The 21,897-nt window shown below is 66.9% G+C and carries 16 protein-coding genes; 9 read left to right on the forward strand and 7 right to left on the reverse strand.

All coding sequences use genetic code 11. The features are described 5' to 3' along the window. Position 1: 1 nt before the first annotated feature. Complete coding sequence (locus BSF38_RS16825; protein WP_076347514.1) at positions 2-715, forward strand: hypothetical protein; 714 nt, start codon at positions 2-4, stop codon at positions 713-715. On the opposite strand, the gene BSF38_RS16830 is transcribed toward BSF38_RS16825, so the two are convergent. Together BSF38_RS16830 and BSF38_RS16835 are read right to left on the reverse strand one after the other, a co-directional pair. Continuing rightward, positions 665-1,117 carry a hypothetical protein gene (locus BSF38_RS16830; protein ID WP_145952177.1) on the reverse strand — a complete coding sequence of 151 codons (453 nt, stop codon included), beginning with the start codon at positions 1,115-1,117 and terminating at the stop codon, positions 665-667. The two genes, BSF38_RS16825 and BSF38_RS16830, sit on opposite strands and share 51 nt — an antisense overlap. Before the next feature lie 44 nt (positions 1,118-1,161). Continuing rightward, complete coding sequence (locus BSF38_RS16835; protein WP_076347518.1) at positions 1,162-1,989, reverse strand: c-type cytochrome; 828 nt, start codon at positions 1,987-1,989, stop codon at positions 1,162-1,164. 239 nt (positions 1,990-2,228) lie between these two features. Here BSF38_RS16835 and BSF38_RS16840 point away from each other — a divergent pair, with 239 nt between their 5' ends. The 3 genes from BSF38_RS16840 to BSF38_RS16850 all read left to right on the forward strand — a co-directional run bounded on the left by BSF38_RS16840 (position 2,229) and on the right by BSF38_RS16850 (position 5,172). Next, entirely contained in the window at positions 2,229-2,753 is a 525-nt protein-coding gene (locus BSF38_RS16840) for an RNA polymerase sigma factor (RefSeq protein WP_076347520.1), read from the forward strand. Beyond that, on the forward strand, positions 2,750-4,093 hold the full coding sequence (locus tag BSF38_RS16845; RefSeq protein WP_076347522.1) for a hypothetical protein: 1,344 nt from the start codon (positions 2,750-2,752) through the stop codon (positions 4,091-4,093). Before BSF38_RS16840 ends, BSF38_RS16845 begins: the two co-directional genes overlap by 4 nt. 239 nt (positions 4,094-4,332) lie before the next feature. Then, positions 4,333-5,172 (forward strand): PEP-CTERM sorting domain-containing protein, encoded by an 840-nt coding sequence (locus tag BSF38_RS16850; protein ID WP_076347524.1) that lies wholly within the window; start codon positions 4,333-4,335, stop codon positions 5,170-5,172. Positions 5,173-5,241: 69 nt separating this feature from the next. Here BSF38_RS16850 and BSF38_RS16855 read toward each other — a convergent pair whose 3' ends face one another. Further along, positions 5,242-7,062, reverse strand: coding sequence for an ABC transporter permease subunit (locus BSF38_RS16855; protein WP_076347526.1), 1,821 nt, complete (start codon positions 7,060-7,062; stop codon positions 5,242-5,244). A 173-nt stretch (positions 7,063-7,235) separates the two neighbouring features. On the opposite strand from BSF38_RS16855, the gene BSF38_RS16860 reads away from it, so the two are divergent. Then, positions 7,236-8,006 carry a VOC family protein gene (locus tag BSF38_RS16860; RefSeq protein WP_076347528.1) on the forward strand — a complete coding sequence of 257 codons (771 nt, stop codon included), beginning with the start codon at positions 7,236-7,238 and terminating at the stop codon, positions 8,004-8,006. Positions 8,007-8,117: 111 nt separating this feature from the next. Beyond that, a complete protein-coding gene (locus tag BSF38_RS16865) occupies positions 8,118-9,266 on the forward strand; it encodes a beta-galactosidase (RefSeq protein WP_145952178.1) in 1,149 nt (382 codons plus the stop codon). Between the two features lie 7 nt (positions 9,267-9,273). Here BSF38_RS16865 and BSF38_RS16870 read toward each other — a convergent pair whose 3' ends face one another. After that, a complete protein-coding gene (locus tag BSF38_RS16870) occupies positions 9,274-14,907 on the reverse strand; it encodes a beta strand repeat-containing protein (protein WP_145952179.1) in 5,634 nt (1,877 codons plus the stop codon). Positions 14,908-15,425: 518 nt separating this feature from the next. Here BSF38_RS16870 and BSF38_RS16875 point away from each other — a divergent pair. Both BSF38_RS16875 and BSF38_RS16880 read left to right on the forward strand, forming a co-directional pair. Further along, positions 15,426-16,370 carry a hypothetical protein gene (locus BSF38_RS16875; protein ID WP_145952180.1) on the forward strand — a complete coding sequence of 315 codons (945 nt, stop codon included), beginning with the start codon at positions 15,426-15,428 and terminating at the stop codon, positions 16,368-16,370. 340 nt (positions 16,371-16,710) lie between these two features. Beyond that, positions 16,711-17,307, forward strand: a complete 597-nt coding sequence (locus BSF38_RS16880) for a 3-keto-disaccharide hydrolase (protein WP_076351007.1) — start codon at positions 16,711-16,713, stop codon at positions 17,305-17,307. Between the two features lie 18 nt (positions 17,308-17,325). Here the strand turns inward: BSF38_RS16880 and BSF38_RS16885 are convergent, their stop codons facing one another. From BSF38_RS16885 to BSF38_RS16895, 3 genes are all read right to left on the reverse strand, one after another. Next, positions 17,326-18,267: a sugar phosphate isomerase/epimerase family protein gene (locus BSF38_RS16885; protein WP_083713924.1), complete on the reverse strand. Its 942-nt coding sequence runs from the start codon at positions 18,265-18,267 to the stop codon at positions 17,326-17,328. A gap of 137 nt (positions 18,268-18,404) precedes the next feature. Next, a complete protein-coding gene (locus tag BSF38_RS16890) occupies positions 18,405-19,289 on the reverse strand; it encodes a cysteine hydrolase family protein (protein ID WP_210405613.1) in 885 nt (294 codons plus the stop codon). A gap of 441 nt (positions 19,290-19,730) precedes the next feature. Further along, positions 19,731-20,033, reverse strand: a complete 303-nt coding sequence (locus tag BSF38_RS16895) for a carboxymuconolactone decarboxylase family protein (RefSeq protein WP_076347536.1) — start codon at positions 20,031-20,033, stop codon at positions 19,731-19,733. Between the two features lie 204 nt (positions 20,034-20,237). Between BSF38_RS16895 and BSF38_RS16900 the strand changes: the two genes are divergently transcribed. After that, positions 20,238-21,740, forward strand: a complete 1,503-nt coding sequence (locus BSF38_RS16900) for a serine hydrolase domain-containing protein (protein WP_076347538.1) — start codon at positions 20,238-20,240, stop codon at positions 21,738-21,740. Positions 21,741-21,897: the final 157 nt, after the last annotated feature.

The following is a 21,897-nucleotide window of genomic DNA, read 5'->3' on the forward strand; positions in this document are numbered from 1 at the left end:
CATGTCGCCGTCGTCGCCGCCTCGCCGAGTCGGTCGCTGGGTGCTGGCCGCGGGCCTCGTCGCGGGGCTCGCGAGCTGGCTCGTGGGAGAGACGCCCCTGGTGCGCCCCCCCGCGCCCGAGATGGAGATGACCGTGATGGGCCGCACGTTCCAGTCGTCCACGCCGCAGGGCCGGATGGACGCCGCTGACGCCGACGCCGCCCGGTTCCAAGGCGTCTTCGGCGCGACGCTCGGCCTCATGCTCGGCCTGGCCGGCGGCCTCTCCCGCCGTTCCCCGCGCGCGGCGGCGGTTTCGGCCCTTGTGGGAGCGGCGGTCGGCGCGTCGTGCGGGCTCGCGGCCGCGCGGGGGTCGCTGCCACTCTATCGCCGACTCCAGTACACGGTCTCCAACGACCTGATCGCCTCGCTGGCGATGCACGGCCCCCCCTTCGCCCTGGCCGGCGCGGCGGGAGGGCTCGCCCTCGGGATCGCCCTGGGAGGGCGGTCGCTGCTCGTTCGCTCGACCCTCGGCGGCGCGCTGGGCGCCCTGATCGGCGCCGTCGTCTTCGAGTTCCTCGGCGCGCTCGTGTTCCCCACGTCCGAGACCGGCCAGCCCCTCGCCGCCTCCGCCCCGGCGCGGCTCCTCGCCCCGTTGATCGTCGCGGCCTTCGCATCCCTGGGCGCGCTAGGGGCCGTCACGCCTCCGCAATCGCGGCAGCCGATCGCGGAGACGTGAGAGCATCGAACGCCGTTCCTCGACTTGCGGCTCGATCCATCCCACGCCCCTGCAGGAGCAGCCGACGCCATCGGCGATGTTCTCGGGGACGCCGTGGATGCGGCCGGTTCCGTGACAATCGGGACACGTGTGGGCGGTCGGGGGGCGAGGCGGAATCAACGCAGTCAGGGCCGGCCACTTCTTCGATCCTTGAACCAGGGCGGAGATGACCCAGCTCGGGTCTGCGGGACGGAGGCCTTCGTAGTCGCCCTCGGTGCTCCACTCGACGATCTTGCCCTTCGGCGTGATGCCGATGGTCGCGCCCCAGCTGACGTAAAGTGGCAGCGCGCCGTGCTGGGCCACATACGCCGAGTGCGGCGATTCGCTCGGGAAGGCCGCGATCAGGTCCCGGATAGTTCGCATCTGGGATTTCGAAACGGCGACGCGGCTCATCGACGGCTTGCCTCTCAGGGCTTGGGTGATCCGGCCTCTGAGTTGTATTCGCCGAGTTTCGAGGAGGGGGGCAGATGGTCTTCCAGTTTGAACGCGGGGCGGTTGTGACTGTTGACGAAGGCGGCGACGTCGAGCGCGTCGTGGTCGGTCAGGTCGGGTTCGTCGAGCGGCATCGCGACCTTCAGCCAGGCGCCGAGCTGGGGCGTCTGCGCCAGGCCGGCGCCCTGGTTGTACGATCGAGGGCCCCAGACGGGCGGGTTCTCCTTCCGCCCCGCGCCGTTCTTGGCGTGGCATGACGCGCACTTCTCGGCGTAGATCACCTCACCGCGCGACGGGTCGGCCTGGTCGGTCGAGATCTCCAGAGTAGGGACCGCGTTCGGGCCGTTCGGTTTGGACGGATTCATGCGCAAGGGCATGTCGGCGGACAGCCAGGTGATGTAGGCCGTGACGGCCACCGACGCCCGGCTCCCGAGCGGCGGTCGGACGCCGTTGCAGCTTCGCATGAAGCAGTTCAGCACGCGATCTTCCAGCGTGACGACCCGGCCCTCGCGCGGCGACCACGCCGGGTAGGCCGACGCGACCCCGATGAACGTCGCGGCGTTCAGGTTCTTGCCGTTGTCCAGGTGGCACGAGGTGCAATTCAGCGCGTTGCCGACGTACGGCTTCGTCAGCGGATGGGTCGTCGTCTGCTCCACCAGCATCTCCCCCAACCGGATCGCGTCGCCCAGCGGACCGTCCGGAATCGCCCGCGCCGGCGCGGCCGGCTTCTCACCGCCCGACGCCGCGACCAGGCCCAGCGCCGCGATCACAACCACCGCCGTCGCCCATCTGTAAACCTTCATCCGTTCGCTCTCCTGGTCGATCGTCGCTCGCCCGCCCGGCGACGCCGGGGACTCTCCATTCTAGGGCGATCTCGCGTTCCGACAACCGCGGGACCGCCAGGGGTTGCGAAAGCGGCCGCCGTCGGCGTTTGATCGTTGATGAGAATTCCTCCGGCATGCGCGCTCATTTTCGGCGAATCGGGGGCACTAACATGTCGGCGTCGGTGACATCGTCCCACCCTCTGGAGAGAGGCTTTGCCTTGGATCGTTCCGACGCGGAGCTTGTGACGGCGGCTTGTCAGGGCGACCTGTCGAGCTTCGGCCGGTTGTACGAGCGGCATTATCGGATGGCGGTGGGGATCGCCCGCGGCCGGTTGGCGGATCGCCACCTGGCGGAAGACGCGGCACAGGAGGCGTTCGCGATCGCCTGCCGCACACTGCGCACCTTGCGCGACCGCGACCGGTTCCCCGAGTGGCTGGGGACGATCTGTCGCCGGACGGCCTCGCGGCTGGACGCCGACCGGCCGGCGCACGAGCCGTTGCCCGAAGACCGCGAGCGCGCCGGCGATTCCGAGCGCCGGGCGCTCCGCGACCAGGTCCAGGACGCCCTCGGCCTCCTGGACGAGAACTCGCGCGAGATCGTCGTGCTCCATTACTTCAGCGGGCTGTCGTACGACGAGATCTCCCGGGCGCTCGGCCTGTCGGTCGCGAGCATCCACGGCCGCCTGCAACGAGCTCGCGGCAAGCTGGCCAAGGCCCTCGACTCATCAGGAGCCAAGACATGAACACGGCGTTGAATGAAAATGCCTGGGAAGACCGGCTCCGGGCCGGCCTGGGCGAGGCCCCCGCGCCCGACTTCGAGGCCTGGCGCATCCGCCGCGCCGAAGCCCTCGACGCGCTCAAGCCCGCGATCGTCCCGCAAACACATCGATACAGGAGAATTCTCGTGACCAGTTCCAAATGGGTCGCCGCGGCGGCGATCATCCTCGCGTCAGGCCTGTTCCTGCTCCGCCCCGGGAATTCGATCGGCCGCACCGCCTTCGCGGCGGCCATCCCCGGGGTCGACGACCCCCTGACGATGACCTGGACCACCACGTATTACGCCCGCGCCACGAGCGTCGACGGCAAGCGGACCTGGCTCCAGGAGGAACGCCGCCTCCACGCCTACCGACACCCGGGCCGGTACCGCGAGACCTTCCTGGACAAGGAGGGGCAGCCGAGGATGATCGAGATCACCGACGCCCGGACGGGCCGGATGCTCGTGCTGGACCTGAAGGGCAAGAAGGCCGTCCTGAAGGCGGCCATCGGCCAACCGGACGTCCGGGGGCCGTTCGCCTGGGTCGGCGAGGCGCTCCGCGATCGCATGGTCGCCAAGGTCTTGCCCGTGAAGTCGGTCTCGCTCCAGGGGACCCGGGAGATCGATGGGCTTCAGGCCAACGTCGTCCGGGCCATGATCGTGGAGAACGAAGACCAGGGGCCGGCCCGTCGCGACTTCCTCTTCGACCGGAAGTCGAAACGGTTGGCCGCGATCTATGTCACCAATGAGAACGACTTCGATCCCGAGACCGCGCCGGAACGGAAGCAGACCGTCGAGGAGAAGTCCTCGATGTGGATGCCCGTCGCGCGCTGGGAGCATGAGATCGTCGTCGACCCCAAGCTCGACGCGGCGGATTTCCGCCTCGATCCCCCGGCCGGCTATGCCTACGAGGCCCAGGCCAAGCCCACGATCACCGAGGACGAGATGGCCGGCTTCCTCGGCGCCGCCGCCCGGTTCAACGGCGACGTCTTCCCCGATTCCCCGTTCGCGGCCTTTGACCAGGTGAAGTTCAACGCGGCCAGCCTGAAACAACCCGCCGCTCAGACGGCCGCCGAGAAGGAGCTGATCCAGCTCCACGACAAGTACCTGACGAGGGAAGTCTACCAGCCCCCGGCGCGTCGGTTCGTCGACGACCAGACCGAGCCCGACACCTTCCACTACGTCGGCGCCGGCGCCAAGGTCGGCCAGGCCGATCGGATCGTCGCCTGGTACACGCTCAAAAACGGCTTGAAGCTCCGCGCCCTCTACGCCGACCTCTCCGTCAAGGACGTCAGCCCCGCCGATCTCCCCCTCAGCCTCCCCGAATGAGCCGAGCGGATTCGAGGGGAGTCATTCCACAATCGCCGACGCCGACCGAGACCGCCTCGGCCGGCGTCTTGCTGTTCAGAGATCGAACCGCCCCGACATGCATCATGGCTGGATGAGTCGAGCCAAAACCCAACGGACGCATTGACGCGCATGATGGATTTCGTTCAACTCTTGCTCGCCCAGCCCGTCCGCTTCTGGATCCAGGGCCGAGAGACGAGTGATCCAGGGAGGGAATCACCATGTTCATGACATCGTTGCAGGAAACCCGCGGACATCATCTCGGACGATGCGGATCGCTCGCTGCGCGGCTGGTACTGGTCGGCGCGATCGGCCTCTTCGCGGCGGTGCGAGCGGGGGCGTCGCCCTACATCGCGATGGATCTCGGCCGCGTTTCCGATATGCAGCAGAATGGGCAGAGCTACGACAACACGAAGACAGGCGTCTCCTACGCCTTCCCCAATACGCTGAGGAACTTGACCGACGCGGAGATGGCGAATCTGCCGACGTATACGGCGGCCATGCAACAGCCTCCCCCTCCCAATCGGAATGACTCCCCAAGTACAAAGATCGTCACGATGAACGCGATGAGGATCAACGACTCGGGGACGGTTATCGGCACCCTCGATAGGATAGTTGATCGCTTCGGCCACACGGTCTATACCGACGTCGGGTATACCGTGAGGTCGCCTGACGGCACCTATTCGCCGTTCGTGACGCTGTCCGCCTACCCCACTTCCGCGTCCGCCCACTACTACCTGAGCCAGGCGAATCAGATCCTCATCACCGACCCAACAGCGACTCGCCTTGTGGACCTGAACACCGGCAAATCGACTTCGATCGATCAACTGATTCCACAACAGCTCCTCCAGAACTATCCAGGCATTCCTTTCGTCCAGGGCATTGACGACCGGGGAGACATCGTTATTTATGCCGACAACCAATTTACTGGGTCGGAAGCTTTCATGCTGACGCCGCCGGGCCTGGACCCGCCCGCGGTGCCCGAGCCGTCGACCCTGCTGATCTTCGCCGCGGCGGGCGCGCTGGCCGTCCGGACCGTAGGCCGTCGCAAGAAAGGCTGAGAGCGGGTCGATCCGAGTACGAGCCGGAAGCGCCAGCGAGTGAATTTCCGGTCGGCCGTTCGAATCGATTCACTCGCTGGCGCTTCGGGCTCGTAACGGGACCGTCGGCCGGGCCTCGTCATCAACCGACGGTGCCGCGCCCGGCGCGGCTTCCTTGCGGTGCGGGCGGCCGACCCATTCGTCGAACCGCGCGAAGCTGCGGCGGATGAGCCAATGGGCGATCGTCAGGCTTGCGGCGATCGTGAGCAGCACGGCGGCGATCACGACGATCGCCGCTCTGGGGTGCCAGGGCGACCAGGTCCAGAGCATGGCGACGTGGTGCGCGGAGCAGAGCGGGGCGAGGATCGTCATCGCGCCGAGGCCCATCAGGGCGACCATCCAGAGCGCGGCCTGGCTGTTGACGGTCTGCGACGTCGCGCCCGGCTTGAGGGCCGCCGCGCCTCCCAGCGCCAGGCCCAGAGCGGCGACGGCGCAGAGGCCGGCCGCGGCGGTGAGGAAGCCGAGCGGATGGAGCGCGTCGCAGACGACTCCCAGCAGCCACAGAGGGACCAGCCAGCGCATCGCCTGCCAGAGGCTCCGCGTGATCCCCCGCATCTTCGACCCCAGGATCTCGGGCCCGGTCAGCGGCGTGGCCAGGAGCGAATCCCAGGTCTTCTTGTCGCGCTCGGCCACAATCTGCGCCGCCAGCGTCGCGGCGGTCGCCGCCGCCGGCGACAGGCCCACGAAGAACGTCACGCAACGGATGAAGAAGTTGAAGGCGTCGCGCGCCTCATACGGGCCGGACGGGAACGCGCGGCCCCACCACGCCTCTTGAAAAGCGCGGTAGCCGAAATATCCCGCGCCGATCATCGTGCCGATCATCGCCGTCAGCAACAGCCCGATGACGACGGCCTGGAGCGCCATGAGCAGGATCGCGCGGAACAGGATGAAGAGCTGGCGGAGATAGATCCAGATCACCAGCCGCCGGGCGCCGCGCAAGGGAAGCAGGTATTCGCGCCAGTAGATGGGATCGTCGTCGACGGGGGGGCGGTAGCCGCCGAAGGCGTCCCACGCCTTGGGATGCGGCTCGCGGAGCCGGAGGCTGGCGACGACGCCGGCCAGGATCACCCCGATCACGACCAGTTGCAAGGCCGCCATCAGGTGCAGCCGGCCGGCGAGGGCGTCGGCCATCCCCGGCCCGCGCGTGAGCCACCCGATGTCGGTCACGAGCGACAGCGGGCTCGACGGCGCCAGCCACGAGCAGAACCGCCTGACTTCGACCAGGAGATCGCCCCAGAGGCTCCCCGCGACGACCGGCAGGCGCGAAACCACGGGTAAGCCGACCAGCCACATCGTCGTCCAGGCGGAGGACTCCACGATCGCGATGGTGGAGCGGTCCCGCCGCGCCGACGCCAGAATCCCGAAGCTCCCCGCGACGGCCACGGTGCTGATCAGCACCGCGAACGCCTCGATCGCCAGCAAGGGGGGCAGCCCCGCCCAACGGCCGCCGACGATGAGGAATGGCAAGCCGACGAGCGTCAGCAAGAGCGACGGCAGCACCCGGCCCGCCAGCTTCGTCACGGCCAGCTCAAGCCGCGTCAGCCGCGTCAGCAGCAACAGCGAGAGCGTGTCCTTCTCTCGCTCCTCGGCGATGCTGACGGCGGCCGACATCGCGGCATGCATGCCGAGGACCAGAATCTCGAACCCGATCGCCACGGCGAAGACATAGGCCGCATAAGCATGCACGGCTCCGGAGTTGTAAGCGTCGTCCTCGTCCGCCGGATCGAAGCCCAGCGCGGGCGCGACGACGCATGCGCCGATCAGCAGCCCCAGCAGGGCGCGGACGACGAACCAGCCCCGGCCGCGGGTCGCGGCCTTCATCTCGCGGCGGACGATCGGACCTGGAAGCACGTGCCGCCTTCCATTCGAGTTGCATTTCCATGCCAGTCGAGCCTCGACCGATCAGCAAGATTAACCGCTCGTCGAAGGGGGTTCCATAACGCTGTCGACGCTGCTCGTACTTGACCCGTCCGCCGCGACGGACGATGATGCGCGCCGATCATCTCAACTCAAGGAGATCGGCGATGACGACGGGCATGCGCAAGACGGGCGAATTCTGCTGGTTCAACATGCTGACCCCGCGGCCGGCGGAGGCGCGGGCGTTCTTCGACGCGCTGCTCGGATGGACGTACGAGGAGATCCCCGGCGTCGGCCACATCGTGCAGGTCGGCGGTCGCAACGCGGGGGGGCTGTTCGACCTCGAAGGCCCCCAGACGCCCGAGGGGACGCCGCCGCTGATCGGCGTGATGGTCAAGGTCGAGAGCGCCGACGCGACGGGCGACAAGGTGACGTCGCTCGGGGGCAAGGCGAGGCCGGCGTTCGACGTGATGGACCAGGGGCGCATGGCCGTCTGCACCGACCCCAACGGCGCCGAGTTCGACGTGTGGGAGCCGAAGAAGTCGCAAGGGACCGACGTCGACCCCCGCCGCCACGGCGCGCCGAGCTGGTTCGAGAACATGACGACCGACGTCGACCGCGCCTCGACGTTCTACTCCGCGCTGTTCGGCTGGACCCCCGAAGTCACGAAGATGCCGCACGGCCCGGATTACACGACCTTCAAGCTCGACGGCGCGGAGGTCGCGGGCATGCGGGCGATCACGCCTCAGATGGAAGGATCGCGGCCGCGCTGGGCGACGTACTTCGCGGTGGACGACGCCGACGCGACCGCGCGCGAGGCGGTCGAGCTGGGCGCGATGATCGTCTTCGCGCTGCGCGAGGTGCCGGGCGTCGGCCGGTTCTGCGGCATCGCCTCGCCCCAGGGCGTGCCGTTCTTCGTGATCGAATACGCGCGCTGACCCCGCGCCTGGCGGCCCGCCGGGGCGAGGGCATAAGATGGACCCGACGCCGAGTTTCGCCCGGCCGACGAGGTCGCCTCGGCCCTTTCCCGCGTACCGACGGAGGAGCCGATGAGAAACGCGATGATCGTCCTGCTGGCCCTGGCGATGCTCGGCGGCGCGGCGAGGGCCGACGAACCGAGGTTCACACGGGGGCTGCCGACGTCGGCCGACTTTTTCCCGGTCGCCGTCTGGCTCCAGAGTCCGTCAAACGCGCGGAAATATAAGGATGTCGGGATTAATGTCTACGTCGGCCTGTATCGAGGTCCGACGGCCGAGCAGCTCGACGCGCTCGACGCGGCGGGGATTCGGGTGTTCGCCGGGCAGAACCGGGCGGCGCTCGGGTTCAAGGATCGGCCGACGATCGTCGGCTGGCTGCAAGACGACGAGCCCGACAACGCCCAGGAGCTGCGCGGAGGCAAGGGCTACGGCCCGCCCGTCACCCCCGAGGCCGTCGTCAAGCGGTATCACGAAATCCAGAAGGCCGACCCGACGCGCCCGGTGATGCTCAACCTGGGGCAGGGGGTGGCGTGGGACGGCTGGTACGGCCGAGGGGTGCGGACGAACCATCCCGAGGACTACCCGGAATACATCAAGGGTTGCGATATCGCCTCGTTCGACATCTACCCCGCCTGCTCGACCGACAAGGCGATCGCCGGCAAGCTCGAGTACGTCCCCCAGGGCGTCGACCGGCTCAAGAAGTGGACCGCCGGCCGCAAGCCCGTCTGGTGCTGCATCGAAACCACCGGCATCAACAACGTGAACCGCAAGCCGACCCCCGCCGAGGTACGCTCCGAAGTCTGGATGGCGCTCATCCACGGCGCGAACGGCATCCTCTACTTCGCCCACCAGTTCAAGCCCAAGTTCATCGAAGCCGGCCTGCTCGCCGACGAATCGATCGCGCGCGAGGTCGCCGCCGTGAACCGACGCATCAAGAGCCTCGCCCCGGTCCTGAACTCTCCCGACGTCCCCGACGCCGCGACCATCGCCTCCTCGAACAAGGACGTCCCGATCGCGTTCTCCGTCAAGCGCCACGACGGCGCCACGTACCTGTTCGCGGTCTCGATGCGCGACGGCGAGACGACCGCGACCATCCAGCTTTCCGACAAGCCCGACGCCAAGGTCGAAGTCCTCGACGAAGACCGCGCCCTCGACGCCAGGTCCGGCGCCTGGGCCGACAAATTCATCGGCTACCAGGCGCACCTGTATCGGATCAAGTGACGGATCGTCACGCTCGCCAGGAGTGAGCCAGCGGCCCGCGGTGAACGGCCGCCCGACGCGCCGGCGCCTGGAGAGAGAGACGCTTCGCCGGGCCGTGGGCCGAGGTCGTCGGTCGGACGGGAGCCGGACGGACGGCGGGCCGCTTCGCGACGAACGGACGACGCGCGGCGAGGCGTTGAACGATTGCGCGGCCTCGGATCGGCGGCGCCTGGTTGGTGACGACCTCCGCGACGCTGGAAGCCGGAACGCTCTCCGCCGGAATCGCGGCCGTGAGAGCGGGAACGGAAACCGTGGCGGCGCTCGGAGGAGCGGCTTCGACGGCCAGGGGCGTCGGCGCGACGGCCGAAGCGATCGGCAAGATCAGCGGCAGGCTCTCGACGAGGGGGAGGGGCCTGACCACCTGGCCGCCGGGCAAGAGGACCGATGGGGACGTCTTGTTGGCGAAGGTGATCGCGGCGGACGGACTGCCGCCGGCCGTCAGATGCAACAGTCCCGCCGTCAGGTCGGCGGCCGAGGCCCCGGCGATCGGGGCCGCTTCCGACGCGCCCAGGACGTTGAGCTTGTCGGCCGTGATGGAATCGAAGATCGCCGCCAGGCCGGTGTACCGGATGAACTGCGAGATCGTCAGGCCCGTGGGATTGTTGTTGCTGCTGGTGACGATCGCCCCCTGACCGGGCGCCGGGCCGATCAGGTAGGTTTGATTGTAGGACGGTCCACCGCCGCCGACGAGGATCAGCGTGTCGCCGGCCTGGCCGCCGCCGTCGATGGTGATGCCGCCGACCGGGGCGGTCACGGCGCCCGTCGGATTGGTGATGATGAAGGTGTCGTCGCCGTCGCCGCCGATCAAGGTCGCGGTGCCGTTCAGGCCGACATGGAAGGTGTTTCGGCCTGTCCCCCCGCCGCGAAGCACGTTGGTCCCGCCCCCCCCCAGCACGACGTGGTTCTGGCTTCCCAGGCCGGGCGTGGCGAACAGATCGCCTCCGGCGTAGAGGTCGTTGTCGCCGTCGCCGCCGTCCAGCTCGTTGTCGCCCCATCCGCCGATCAGCGTGTCGTTCCCGCCCATGCCCTCGAGCACGAGATTCCCCGAGAATCCCGAGCCGTCCATGCGGTTCGCGGATGCGCCGCCGATCAAGTGGGCGGATTCGATGCTGATCAGGCGGATGTCGGGCACGACGATCCCCCGGTTCCCCGCGAGAGTCACCGAGAGCACGGCCTCCGAGGCCGTCCGGTCGGGCGTCGGCGAGCCGTCGGCGAGCCTGTTCAGCGTGTCGGACAAGGTGAAGTCCGCATCCCCTTCGACGATGATCGTGTCGCGCGAATACAGGCCCCGGAGGTTGGACTCGGCCGTCCCGTCAAGGTAGTGGCCGTAGCCGCCGTCGATCGTCAAAACACCCTGGATTCCGGCGAGATCGCCGGATTGTCCGGGGGCGTTGGAAGAGATGTAGAAGACGTCGTCGCCGCCGAGTCCCAGGATCAGCGTTCGGGATCCGGCGAGCGTGGACCGGATGTTGAACTGATCCGCCCAGGCGAACGAGCCGACCAGGACGATCCCGTCGACGTCGTTGGCGAAAGACCCGCCGGTGGCGCGGTACGTGATGGTCCCTGGGGCGAGCCCTGTAATCGTCGAATCGGTCACGACGACGTTCGGGTTCCCGGCGGCCGAGCTGTAGTCGACGACGTACAGGAGGTTCGCGTTGCCGGTCCCCGCGTCGATCGTCACATTGCCGCGAATCCCGTCCAGGTTTCCTCGGTCGTTGATCCCCGCCGTCGAGGAGATGTTGAAGACGTCGTCGCCGCCGCCGCCGAGGGCTTCGACGTCCACCCCGATCGCACGGATGTAGAAGACGTCGGCGGCCCCGTCGTCGGGCAGGTCGTTCCCCTGGGCGTCCTGCGCGGGGACCCCATAGCCGTCGAGCACCAGCTTGGTCAACCCGGCGGCGGGATTCGGGTTGTCGACGATGAACGTGTCGGCCCCCGCGCCGCCGGCGACGATCACCAGGGGCTTGTTCGCGAAGGTGAGGCTGCCTCGTTCGCCGGCCGGCCCGTCGAGGATCTCGGTGGTCGCGGTGGTCCCGACCGTGACGCCGTCCCGGATGGTGAACTGGTCGGCGTCGGGGTTGCCGGCCAGCAGCAGTTGTTTGGCCCCGCTCAGCTCGTAGATGGACTGGACGTGGAGGAAGTTCACCAGTATCCCCGGCGAGTCGGGCGTCGGCAGGTAGTTGACGAAACCGTTCTGGTACATGCCGTTGGCGTCGGGCAGGAACGCCGCCTCGACGGAGTCGAAGTCGCCGCCGATCGCCTGGTATCGGTTGTTGCCGGCCCCGCCGTCGATGATCGCCCCGCCCGAGTCGATGTAGGTGATCGTCGTGAACGTGACGCCGTCGCTTCCCAGTTGCTGGTCGGTCCGCTCATAAGGGCCGGGAACGAAGTTGCCGTTCGAGAAGTCGAAGAGGATGACGTCGTCGCCCCCCTGGCCGTTGACGTAGATGTGGGCGACGTTCGTGGGATCGAACTCGCCGCTGAAGTCCGGCATGGAGACGGTGATCTTCTTCGTGACCGGGTTGTAACCCAGGATGATCGTCTCCGACTGGTTGCTTCCGCCCACGTAGAGCGCGAGCTTGCTCGCGTCGGCCTGGTCGGGCAGCACGGCCGCCGCCACGATGCTGATCGTCGAGGTCGCGAGCGTCGTCCCCCTCGTCTTCGAGATCGAATTCTCCGTGAAGCCGTCGCGAACGGTGAGGCCGACGGTGTACGTTCCGGAGTTCGAGAACTGATGGATCGCCCCGACGTTGCCGGGACGGATGCCGTTCGGACCGCCGCCGGTAGGCAAGCCGATCACGTTGTTGACGCCGGTGGGATCGCCGAAATTCCAGGTGGCGTCAAACCGCTCTTGAGTGCCGGGATCAGTGAAGTTGGAGCCGAACCCCAGGTCGAAGCCCCGAACCCCGACCCCAATTGTGGAGACTCCATTGATCTGGGTCTTGGGGGCGGCCACGGTGGGACTCACGTCCTGGGCGACCACGTAGACGATCCTCTTGGACGACAGCCCGGTGTCCTGGTCGGTCACCGTGACCTCGAAAATGTAACGGTCATCCCAGCCGACCAAGCTGAAGCCCGGATCCTGAACGACGTCGGGGTTGTCCTTGAGGCTGTACTTGTTGGGTTTGAAGGTGGGGGACTGCGCCTGGGCGTCGGAGAGCTTGACCGACGGAGTCGAGAAGACGATCCCCCCCATGTCGGCGGCCGTGAGCTGCTTCCAATTGTAGGTGAAGCGGCTGTCATTGGTCGGGGTCGACGCGGTCGCGTTGAGCGAGGCGGTCGCTCCTTCGTTGATGATCCAGGCGTCGGGCGCGCCCAGCTTCGCCGCTCCTCCGACCGTGATCGCGACGACCGGCGGCGTTGGCGCCGCATCCTTGAGATTCGACAGGTTCGACGTCGTGGGGAAGATCTGCGTCGCCAGGTGGATCGACGGGTTGATCAAGGGGATCGATCCGCCGACGTTGAAGGAAGCTCCGCCGACGACCTTGCCGAGCCCCAACTTGTTGAAGACCTTTCGGCCCGGCAGCTCCGCGTGGATGCCGTAGTTGAAGTCGGCGCTCGCATCGAGAGTCAGCGTGCCCGTGGTGGTCAGGGCGGAGGCCACGTTCCCGCCGGGGAACTGGTCGACGTGGACGACGCTGTTCGGCCCCGAGGCCCCGGCCACCGCGAACGTGACGTCGACCCCGACTTTCACCCGGCCAGCCACGGTGAGTTCGGGCTTGAAGCCCGAGAGGTCCACAACCCAACCCGGAACGCTCACCCCCGTGTACGAGCGGATGAGTCCGAGGATCGTGCTGTCGTCGAACCCCCCCTTGATCTCGAAGGTCACGCTGGGGGTGAAGCTGAGATGGGTGTCCGCGCCGACGTACAGGCCCTTCACCAGATCGGCGCCGTTCTTCGACTTGGCGTACTTGACCAACCCGGTGGCGTCGTAACCGAGATCAAAGAATGCGGAGACGTCGAGCCGGCCCGTCAAATTGAATTGAACGGGCACGATCCCGACGAGGGTCGTGAACGAGTATCCCCCGCTCAAGCCGGCCGACACGCCGAGATCGAAGCTGACGAGCTTGGCCGTGGGGTCTCCCAGCAGCAGCTTGGCCACGTTGGACGTGTCTTCGAGGAGATTCACGTGGACGGCGGCCTGGAACGTCCCCTTGCTCACGCTGAACTGGTTGAGGGTGGTTTGAATGCCCTTGAAGGCCTGGGCGCTCGACGCGTTCTTCGGCAGGGAGTTCGCCAGGTCCGACGGCAGGGAGAACGCCGACTGGCGAACGTCGACGTCCGCCTTGAAGCTCCCGATCGGGAACAGGATTCCGTTGGAGTTCTGGAGCTGGGTGAGAAGGGCGCCGACCGCCTTGGCTTTTTCGAGGAACAGCCGCAGATCGCTGGGCGAGCTTTGGAAGGCGTTGAGCAGGCCGGTGAGCGTCGTGTCGCTCGTGTCGCTCGTGTCGAGCCGGGTGACGAACTCGATCATGTCGAGGTAGTCGATCGGAATCTGAGGGATCGGCCGATCGAGGAGGACGTCGGACAGCTTCTGGATCGGCTGGAGCACCTTCTCGACTTCGTTGAGGTAGGGGGCGATCAAGCTCCGGGCGACCGAGCCGGCGTCCACGTTGATGTTGGCGAACTCAACGGTCGGCACGCCGCCGAGCAGCGTGCCGTTGACGTTCGAGTCGGCGAGGGACCAGTCGACGTTGAGCTGGGTCGTGATCCTCGGGGCGAGCGCCGTCCCGCCCCCCGCCGTGATCGCGAGGCGGAGGTGGAATGCAGCGTCCGCCGGCAGCGAGGCGGTGGCGTTGATCGAGCTGAAATCGGTCCCGAGTCTGGTCCCGGCGATGTCCACATTGAACGGGGCGGTCAGGCTGCTGCCGGCGTTCGTGGCGGTGATCCCCAGCGCCCCCAGGGTCCCGGTCAGGCTCAGGCTGCCGAAGCCCACGGTGGGCGTCACCGTGAGGTCGCTGGTCCCGGACACGTCGACGAAGAAGTTGGACCCGGTCATTCCGCCGTCGATCCCGAATCGGAGCGGGAGCGTGTAGTCCAGTCCGACGTTCACCGCTCCGCTGGTCGCTCCGAGGTTGAGGTTCTTGAGCGAGGTCCCGAGGTCGAACGGGACCGCAACGGGGCCGAGGCTCCCGGTTTTCGTGACGAAAAACTCAACCTTCGACGCCGCCGCGACCTGGGCGTCGGTGGTGATGTCGTCGTCATCCGGATTTCCCGTGTCATTGACGTGGATGGCCGACTTGGGCACGCCGAACGCCGTCGCCAATCCGACCTTCACTTGATCCAGCGTGCCGGCGGCCGCCAGATTGTTCTGCACGCTCGTCGCGAACGCCCCGGCGAACTGGAACGCCGGCCTTGAGCTGAGCGCCGTCCCGATCGCCGGCAAGCTCACCGCGTACACTTCCGACTTGAGAATCTGGTTCTGGTAGGCGTTGAGCAACGCCGTCAGATTATCTCGGATTGGACCAAGACCGACGACCGGAGTAATCCGGGTCTCCAGGGTCTCGACACAGACCGAAAACCGTAGTCGGTGGTCGCGTCCAAACTTAGTCGTCACGCCTCGGCGAGCGGTGCGAACCCGGTTATGTCGAAAGCGACTCATGGTGCTGCTCCTGGTGAGGCATCAATGTGGACTTAGGTCGGACTTCGGATTACCGGATCGCGAGGAGGGCGAGATTGCGTGACGATAGCAAGCGTGCGTGGCTGCCTGGGTGCGGCTCGGCAAAAGCGAAAGCCAGATGGCAAGCGTGATAGTTTAGGAAAGCTTGCAAGCGAGTCGGCGGATTGTCAAGAAGGCGTCCTTGCGAATCTATCAACTGTTTTTTAATCAGGACGCGCAGATTCAAGAGACTTAATGTGATTTACTTAATGTAAAATAATTAATGTTGTGATTTGTCAAGAACGTCGGGCGTCGACGACGATGACTTGGCTTGAACGCCGATCGACGGCGGGGCCGCGGGATGAGTATCGAGGCGGTCGGCCGGGTCCGTTCAGGATTAACCCCAAGGATGGGAAGCGAAAGCGAGATGATGCGAAAGATCCTTAGCCATGCTCAAGACGGACCGCTCTGCTAAGCGTCGTAATCTGCTCCGCCTCGAGTCGCTTGAGGACCGGAGCCTCATGAGCGTCTTGATCAACGCCAAGCCGACGCTTGAGGTGCTTCCTCAAGGAAACCGGGTCCGCGAGGTTCAGGGGGCGATCTACATCACGCAGCCGACCGCCATCACGGTGACCGGCACGGCCCAGCCGCCGGCCTCGAATGTGCAGGTGGTGGTTCAGATCTTCGCCAAGGACGCCAACGGCAACCTGGTCAACGGCGGCGCGCCCCTGGCGAGCGCCACGCCGGACTTCTCGGGCCAGTATCGGGCCACCTTCAGCCTGCCCAGCCTGCTCCGCAAGGACGTCAACGTCCTGTTCGCCCGCGAAGTCGCGGTCGGCTCGATCGGCTCGACCGTGCAGATCAATCCGACGACCCTGTCCGGGCTCAACGGCAACCTGGCGATCAACGAGACGACGCTTCGGAACCTTGCCGCCACGATCAACAACCCGGCGACGACCAGCGCGCTGAACGGCGGCGTTGTAACGCCCTCGACTCCGATCACCGGCATCAGCGGCACGATCACCACGCCCGTCTTCCCGATCACGACTCCGGGCGGCCCCGGCGCGGCCGGCCCGGCGGTGAGCACGCTGCTCGGCGGCACGGGGACGCTCGATCCTCAGGTCGGCACGATCGTCGGCGGCTCGGTGTCGAACCCGGCCTCGACCAGCACCTTGACCGACGGAACCGGCACCATCGACCCGACCACAGGGACGCTGACGCAGAACGGAACCGCCGCCATCGCCGGCACGACCGGGACCGCGACCCTCCTGGTCAATGAGGTCGCCGTTTCCGAGCCCATCACGGTGGTCATCCACCAGTCCCAAGGCATCCCCGGCGCGACTCTCAACACGAAGTCCAAGCTTCTCACCGCCCGCGACGCCGGAACGCGGGTTCACGGCGTCGCCCACGCGGGGCCTCGCGCCCTCGCCGCCCGAGCCCTGAGCGGCCGTCGGGGCGGACGTTGACGCCGACCGTCGCCGTTCCCTGAAGCGGTGATGATTGCGACGCCATGTTTTGATGAATCAGCAAGCCGCGCCAGAGTCGAGGGACTCCGGCGCGGCTTGTCGTCGTCTCGCCGCTCTGAGTCCGTCTCGTAAGGGGAGGGCGAGGATCCCATAATACGCGTTTGTGGGACAGACTCCAACAGGCGCACCAGTATCGGGTCAAGTGACGGACGTTCGAGGCGGCGCACTGAATCTTAATATGTACATGTGTATGGTTCATGTGTCGCCGGCTTGTCTGGTCAGGGCCGCTCGCTTATAACGATGGTTCTGGCGCGGTTTGATCCTTTCCTGGAGCATCCTGATGAGTTGGCATAGTCGACATTGGACGGTTCGATCGAGCGCCCTCGCGCTCTTGATCTCGACGTTGCTGCTCCCCGCCGCGCAGGCCGACGAGCCGGGCTTCAAGCCCCTTTTCAACGGGAAGGATCTGAGCGGCTGGCGATTGGGCAAGACCGACCTGGCCGGCAAGACGGCTTCCGAGGACGGCCGATTCGCGGTCAAGGACGGGATTCTCGTGATCACCGGCTCGAAGGACGCGCCGCCCAAGATGACCGAGATCGACACGTTGGAATCGTATGACGGCGACTTCACCCTCCGCCTGGAATTCCGCGCCTCCCGGAACGCCAACAGCGGCCTGCACCTGCGCGACAAGGCGTTCGCGCATCAGTTCCAGATCCGCGACTACCCTCGGGTCGGCCCGTACAAGGAAGTGAAGAATTTCAAGGACGACGACTGGAACGCGATCGAAGTGGTCGTCACCGGCGCCAAGGCCCGCTGCGCCTGCAACGGCGAGATCCTCGAAGCCGCCCTTGCGATCCCCGACAAGGGCCCCCTCGCCTTGCAGTCCGAGACCAACGTGATCGAATATCGGAATATTCGCATCAAAACGGCGGATTAGCGGCGGGTTGCCCGGCACTCAGCCGATCAGTGCGAACGCCTGCTTCATGGACCTCGCCGCCGTCGCGACCGCCACGTCGGCGGGGAGGGTCCGCAGCGTGGCGTTGAACGGCTCGGCGCGCGCCGGGCCGTCGTAGCCCATCGCCGCGAGCGCCTTCAGGAACGCCCGCAGGTCGATCACCCCGGTCGCGCACGGCAGCTCGCGCACCCCATCCCGCTGCTGATCGACCGGGACGGACGCGGGGGCGTCGTTCAAGTCGCAGGCGACCACGTCGCGGTTGGTCAGGCCGCGGAGGTCGTCGGCGGTCTCGCCCGCGGTGTACCAGTGCCAGGAGTCGAGCACCAGGCCCACGTCGTCGCGGCCGATCTCGGCGATCAGGTCGCGGGTCTCCGCCAGCGTGTGGATGAACGGATGCCGCATCGACGACCAGGCCGTCTTCGGCCCGACGTATTCCAGCCCCAGCCGGACGCCGTGTCCGCCCAGCACGGCGGCGACTTCGCGCAGGCGTCGCGCATGCTGTCGGAAGTTGGCGACGTACGTCAGCCGCTCGTCCCCTGGTCGGATCCACGTCCCGACCCGGGTCGCCCCGGCGCGCTGCAACGCGGAGGCGAACGCGGGCAGATCGGCCATCCCCGCCCGGAAGGCCGCGTCGTCGCCGCGGAAGTCGACGAGGAGCGCGGCGGCGCCCCAGGCCAGGCCCTTCGTCTTCTTGTCGCCGAGCAATTCGCCGAGCTGGCCGTCCGAAAGCCGTCCGAGTTCTCCGGCGTCGGGGGCCAACGACGTGAAGCCGTGCTTGTGCGCCAGGGCGACGGCCGTCGGTAGATCGGCCTTCACGCCGAGGTTCCCGCAGACGAGGTCCATCGTCATCGCCGGGCCGCCCGCCGCGCCGCGCGCGACGCCTGCAACGCTCGCAAGTCCGGCCGCGCCGGCGATCCTCAAGAAGTCACGTCGCGTCGTCATCTCCACCTCCCCTGAGCAAGGCGTCCCCGGTCGTCCCGTCGTCACTGACGACGCCCATGGTAATCCACCCGTCGTGTGCGCCGGAAGGACGGCCCGACGCCCGACGCGGGTGTGTGAGAGCGGCGACCGGTCGGCGATCACTTGCGAGTTCGAGGGTCGCCCTGAAACCGAAAGCTCGCTTCCCCCGTGATATCCGAGCTGGTGAACGTCGGGCACCAGTACCGTTCGACGTGCTCGACCACCAGGTCCGTGCCGGCGAAATGATTGACGCCCGGCGGCCGATCGGGGTTGTACATCGTATCGGTCATGTCGCGCATCAGGGCGACCTTCTTGCCGAGGACGGTCATCTGGCGGATGGCGAAGGGGCGTCCCAGAACGCACATGTTCAGATGAACGCCGCAGAGGATGACGTTGTCGATTCCCCTGCTGGCGAGCAGGTTCCAGGTCTCCTGGCCGTCGTCCGTGATCGCGTCGGCCTCGGCGATCTCGATCGCGGCGGTCTGCCTCGTCCAGGGGGCGACGATCTCGCACTTCTTGATGCAATCGCATCCCATGTCGGAGTCGTCGATCGGGAGGACGCCCTCGCGTTTCGCGTCGGGCCAGTTCCAGGCGGTCCCCCACCGCGGCGACGTGACGAGCGGAACCGGCGTGGGGGAGTAAGGAGCCTGTTGAGCCCGCTTCCGCTGCGGGGAGCCCTTGTAGAAGGCGGTCGTGGTGCTTGGCGCGTGGATGATGAAGGCCCCGCGGTCCCGGGCCTTCTTGACGGTCTCGTTCAACGGACCCGCCATCTCCGCCACGCGGCGAGCGGCCGACTTGCACCAGTGGTCGTCCCACATGTCGCAGATGATGACCGCCGTCTTCCGCGGCTCCCAGGAGGTCGGCTGTTCCACCACCGAGAGCTTGCCTTCGCTCTTGCTCCGCGACCGGAGGTTCAGCTTGAAAACCGCATCGTCAGCCGCCGCGCCTGGCAGGAAGGCGAGGACGACGAACGCCGCGAGATAGTTCGATGCGTGTCGGTCCACTGGATGGTCCTGATTAGGAATTGAGGGAAGGCGCCGCCGCTTTCAGAGCAGCCCGCCAAGAAGAATATGGGCTCGCGGTCGGCGCGGTCCGAGTACAAGCCCGAAGCGCCAGCGAGTGAGTTTCCGATCCGCAGTTCGAAGCCATGCGCTGAAAACGGGCTCGGGGTCGGCGCGGTCCGAATACAAGCCCGAAGCGCCAGCGAGTGAGTTTCCGATCGGCCGTTGGAATCGATTCACTCGCTGGCGCTTCGGGCTTGTACCTGGGCATGCACTAAAAACGGGCTCGCGTTCGGCGCGGTCCGAGTACAAGCCCGAAGCGCCAGCGAGTGCATATCCGGTCGGCCGTTGGAATCGATTCACTCGCTTGCGCTTCGGGCTTGTATCGGGGCATGCACGGGCTCGTCTCAAGGCTATTCTCAAGATCGGCTTTCGCGTCGGTGGTCACTCCAGGCAGTGGGTTCCGTGGGTGATCGCGCCGCCGGCTCGCAACGCGGCGGCCACCATCGTCGTCTCGGCGAGTTCGGCCTCGGTGCAGCCGGCCGCTTTGGCTTTCTTGGTGTGGATCTCGATGCAGTAGGGGCACTGGGTCGTCAGCGCCACGGCGACGGCCATCAGCTCTTTCGTCCGGGCGGGGATCGCTCCGTCCGCCATCGCCGCCTTGTCGAAAGCGATGAAGCCTTCCCACGCGGCGGGGGCCAGCTCGCCGAACTTCTTGAGCTTCTTGATGTTGCTCATGTCGTACATGGGTGATTCTCCGGGGAGGTGGACGCGATACGAACCAGCACGAAGCCATCAGCTTAGCACGCCTGCCCGGTCTACACAGCGCGTGGGGCGGGCCGTCCGTTCCTCTCCTCCGACAGACCCTTGATCGGCCCGGCCGGGCAGCGTTCAATGGGCGGAGCGAAGCGATGGGTCCGGTCGAACACTTGTCCTCGGTGGAGTGAAATCATGAAGCTGCTTCACGGCGTTGTCGTGGCGGTCGTCGTTGGGTCGGGGGCGCTGGCGACGGGCCAGGAGCCGGGGGGCGCCGGGCTGTCGCGGAGCGTTCCGGAGGAGCAGGGGGTGTCGTCGTCGGCGGTCCTCGGGTTCGTCGAGAAGGCGGACGCGACGATCGAGGGGATGCACAGCTTCATCCTGGTGCGGCACGGGCGGGTGGTGGCCGAGGGCTGGTGGTCGCCTTACGACGCCGAGACGCGGCACCAGATGTTCTCACTGAGCAAGAGCTTCACGTCGACGGCCGTGGGGCTGGCGGTCGCGGAAGGGAAGCTGAGCGTCGACGACCCGGTGCTCAAGTTCTTCCCCGACGACGTCCCCGAGAACCCCAGCGACAACCTCAAGGCGATGCGCGTGAGCGACCTGCTGCGGATGTCGACCGGCCACCAGATCGAGCCGAACCGGCCCGACGACAAGGTCTGGACGAAGCTCTTTCTGAGCCAGAAGGTGCCGTTCAAGCCGGGGACGCACTTCCTCTACAACACGTCGGCGACTTACATGCTCTCGGCGATCGTCCAGAAGACCGTCGGCAAGACGGTCCTCGACTACCTCGGGCCGAAGCTGTTCGAGCCGCTGGGGATCGACGACCCGACCTGGGGGACGAGCCCGCAAGGGGTCTCGCTCGGCGGCTACGGGCTGAGCGTCCGCACCGAGGACATCGCCAAGTTCGGTCAGCTCTACTTGCAGAAGGGGAAGTGGAACGGCCAGCAGCTCGTGCCCGAAAGCTGGGTCGCCGCCGCCACCGCCCGCCAGACCTCCAACGGCAGCAACCCCAAGAGCGATTGGGACCAGGGCTACGGCTACCAGTTCTGGCGATCCCGCCACGGCGCGTATCGCGGCGACGGGGCTTTCGGCCAGTACTGCATCGTCCTCCCCGAGCAAGACGCCGTGATCGCGATCACCAGCGGCGTGAAGAACATGCAGGCCGTGCTCGACCTCGTCTGGGACGAACTCCTCCCGGCCCTCAAATCGGAGACCCTCCCGGCCGACGCCGCCGCCAGCCAGAAGCTCGAACAGAGGCTCAAAAGCCTGACCCTCAAACCCCAGGCCGGCGCGCCGGCCCCCGGCTCGACCGTCAAAGTCCTGGGCAAGATCTACAAGTTCCCCGCCAACGACCGGAAGCTTGAATCGATCACCCTGGAACGAGCCGGCGACGGCCCGACCACGCTGGTGATCCGTAACAACGGCGTCGACCGGCACGTCGCCTGCGCGCCCGGCGGCTGGACGAAGGGCCGACTCGTCCTCGACGGCTTGAGCGGCCCCGCCGAGCACGCCGCCGCCGTGAGCGCCGCCTGGTCGGCCGACGACGTCTACACCGCCAAGATCGCCTTCGTCGAGACCCCGTTCCTCGTCACCCTTCAACTCAAGTTCGACGGCGACCAGGTCCACCTGACCACCGAATCGAACGTCGGCTTCGGCCCGACCAAGCGGCCGGAACTGGTCGGCAAGGCGGAGTGAGGCACTGGCAACGAAGAACGTCCAATTCGGGAAATTCACCACGGAGGACTCGGGGGGACTCGGAGGGTATGTGGTTGGTAGCAGAGCATGCTTATTTTCCCCTCCGTGTTCTCCGAGCCCTCCGTGGTGAGTTGTTTGAGCGGCGCGGTCGCGCAAG

This window comes from Paludisphaera borealis (assembly GCF_001956985.1).
GTDB classification, from domain to species: domain Bacteria; phylum Planctomycetota; class Planctomycetia; order Isosphaerales; family Isosphaeraceae; genus Paludisphaera; species Paludisphaera borealis.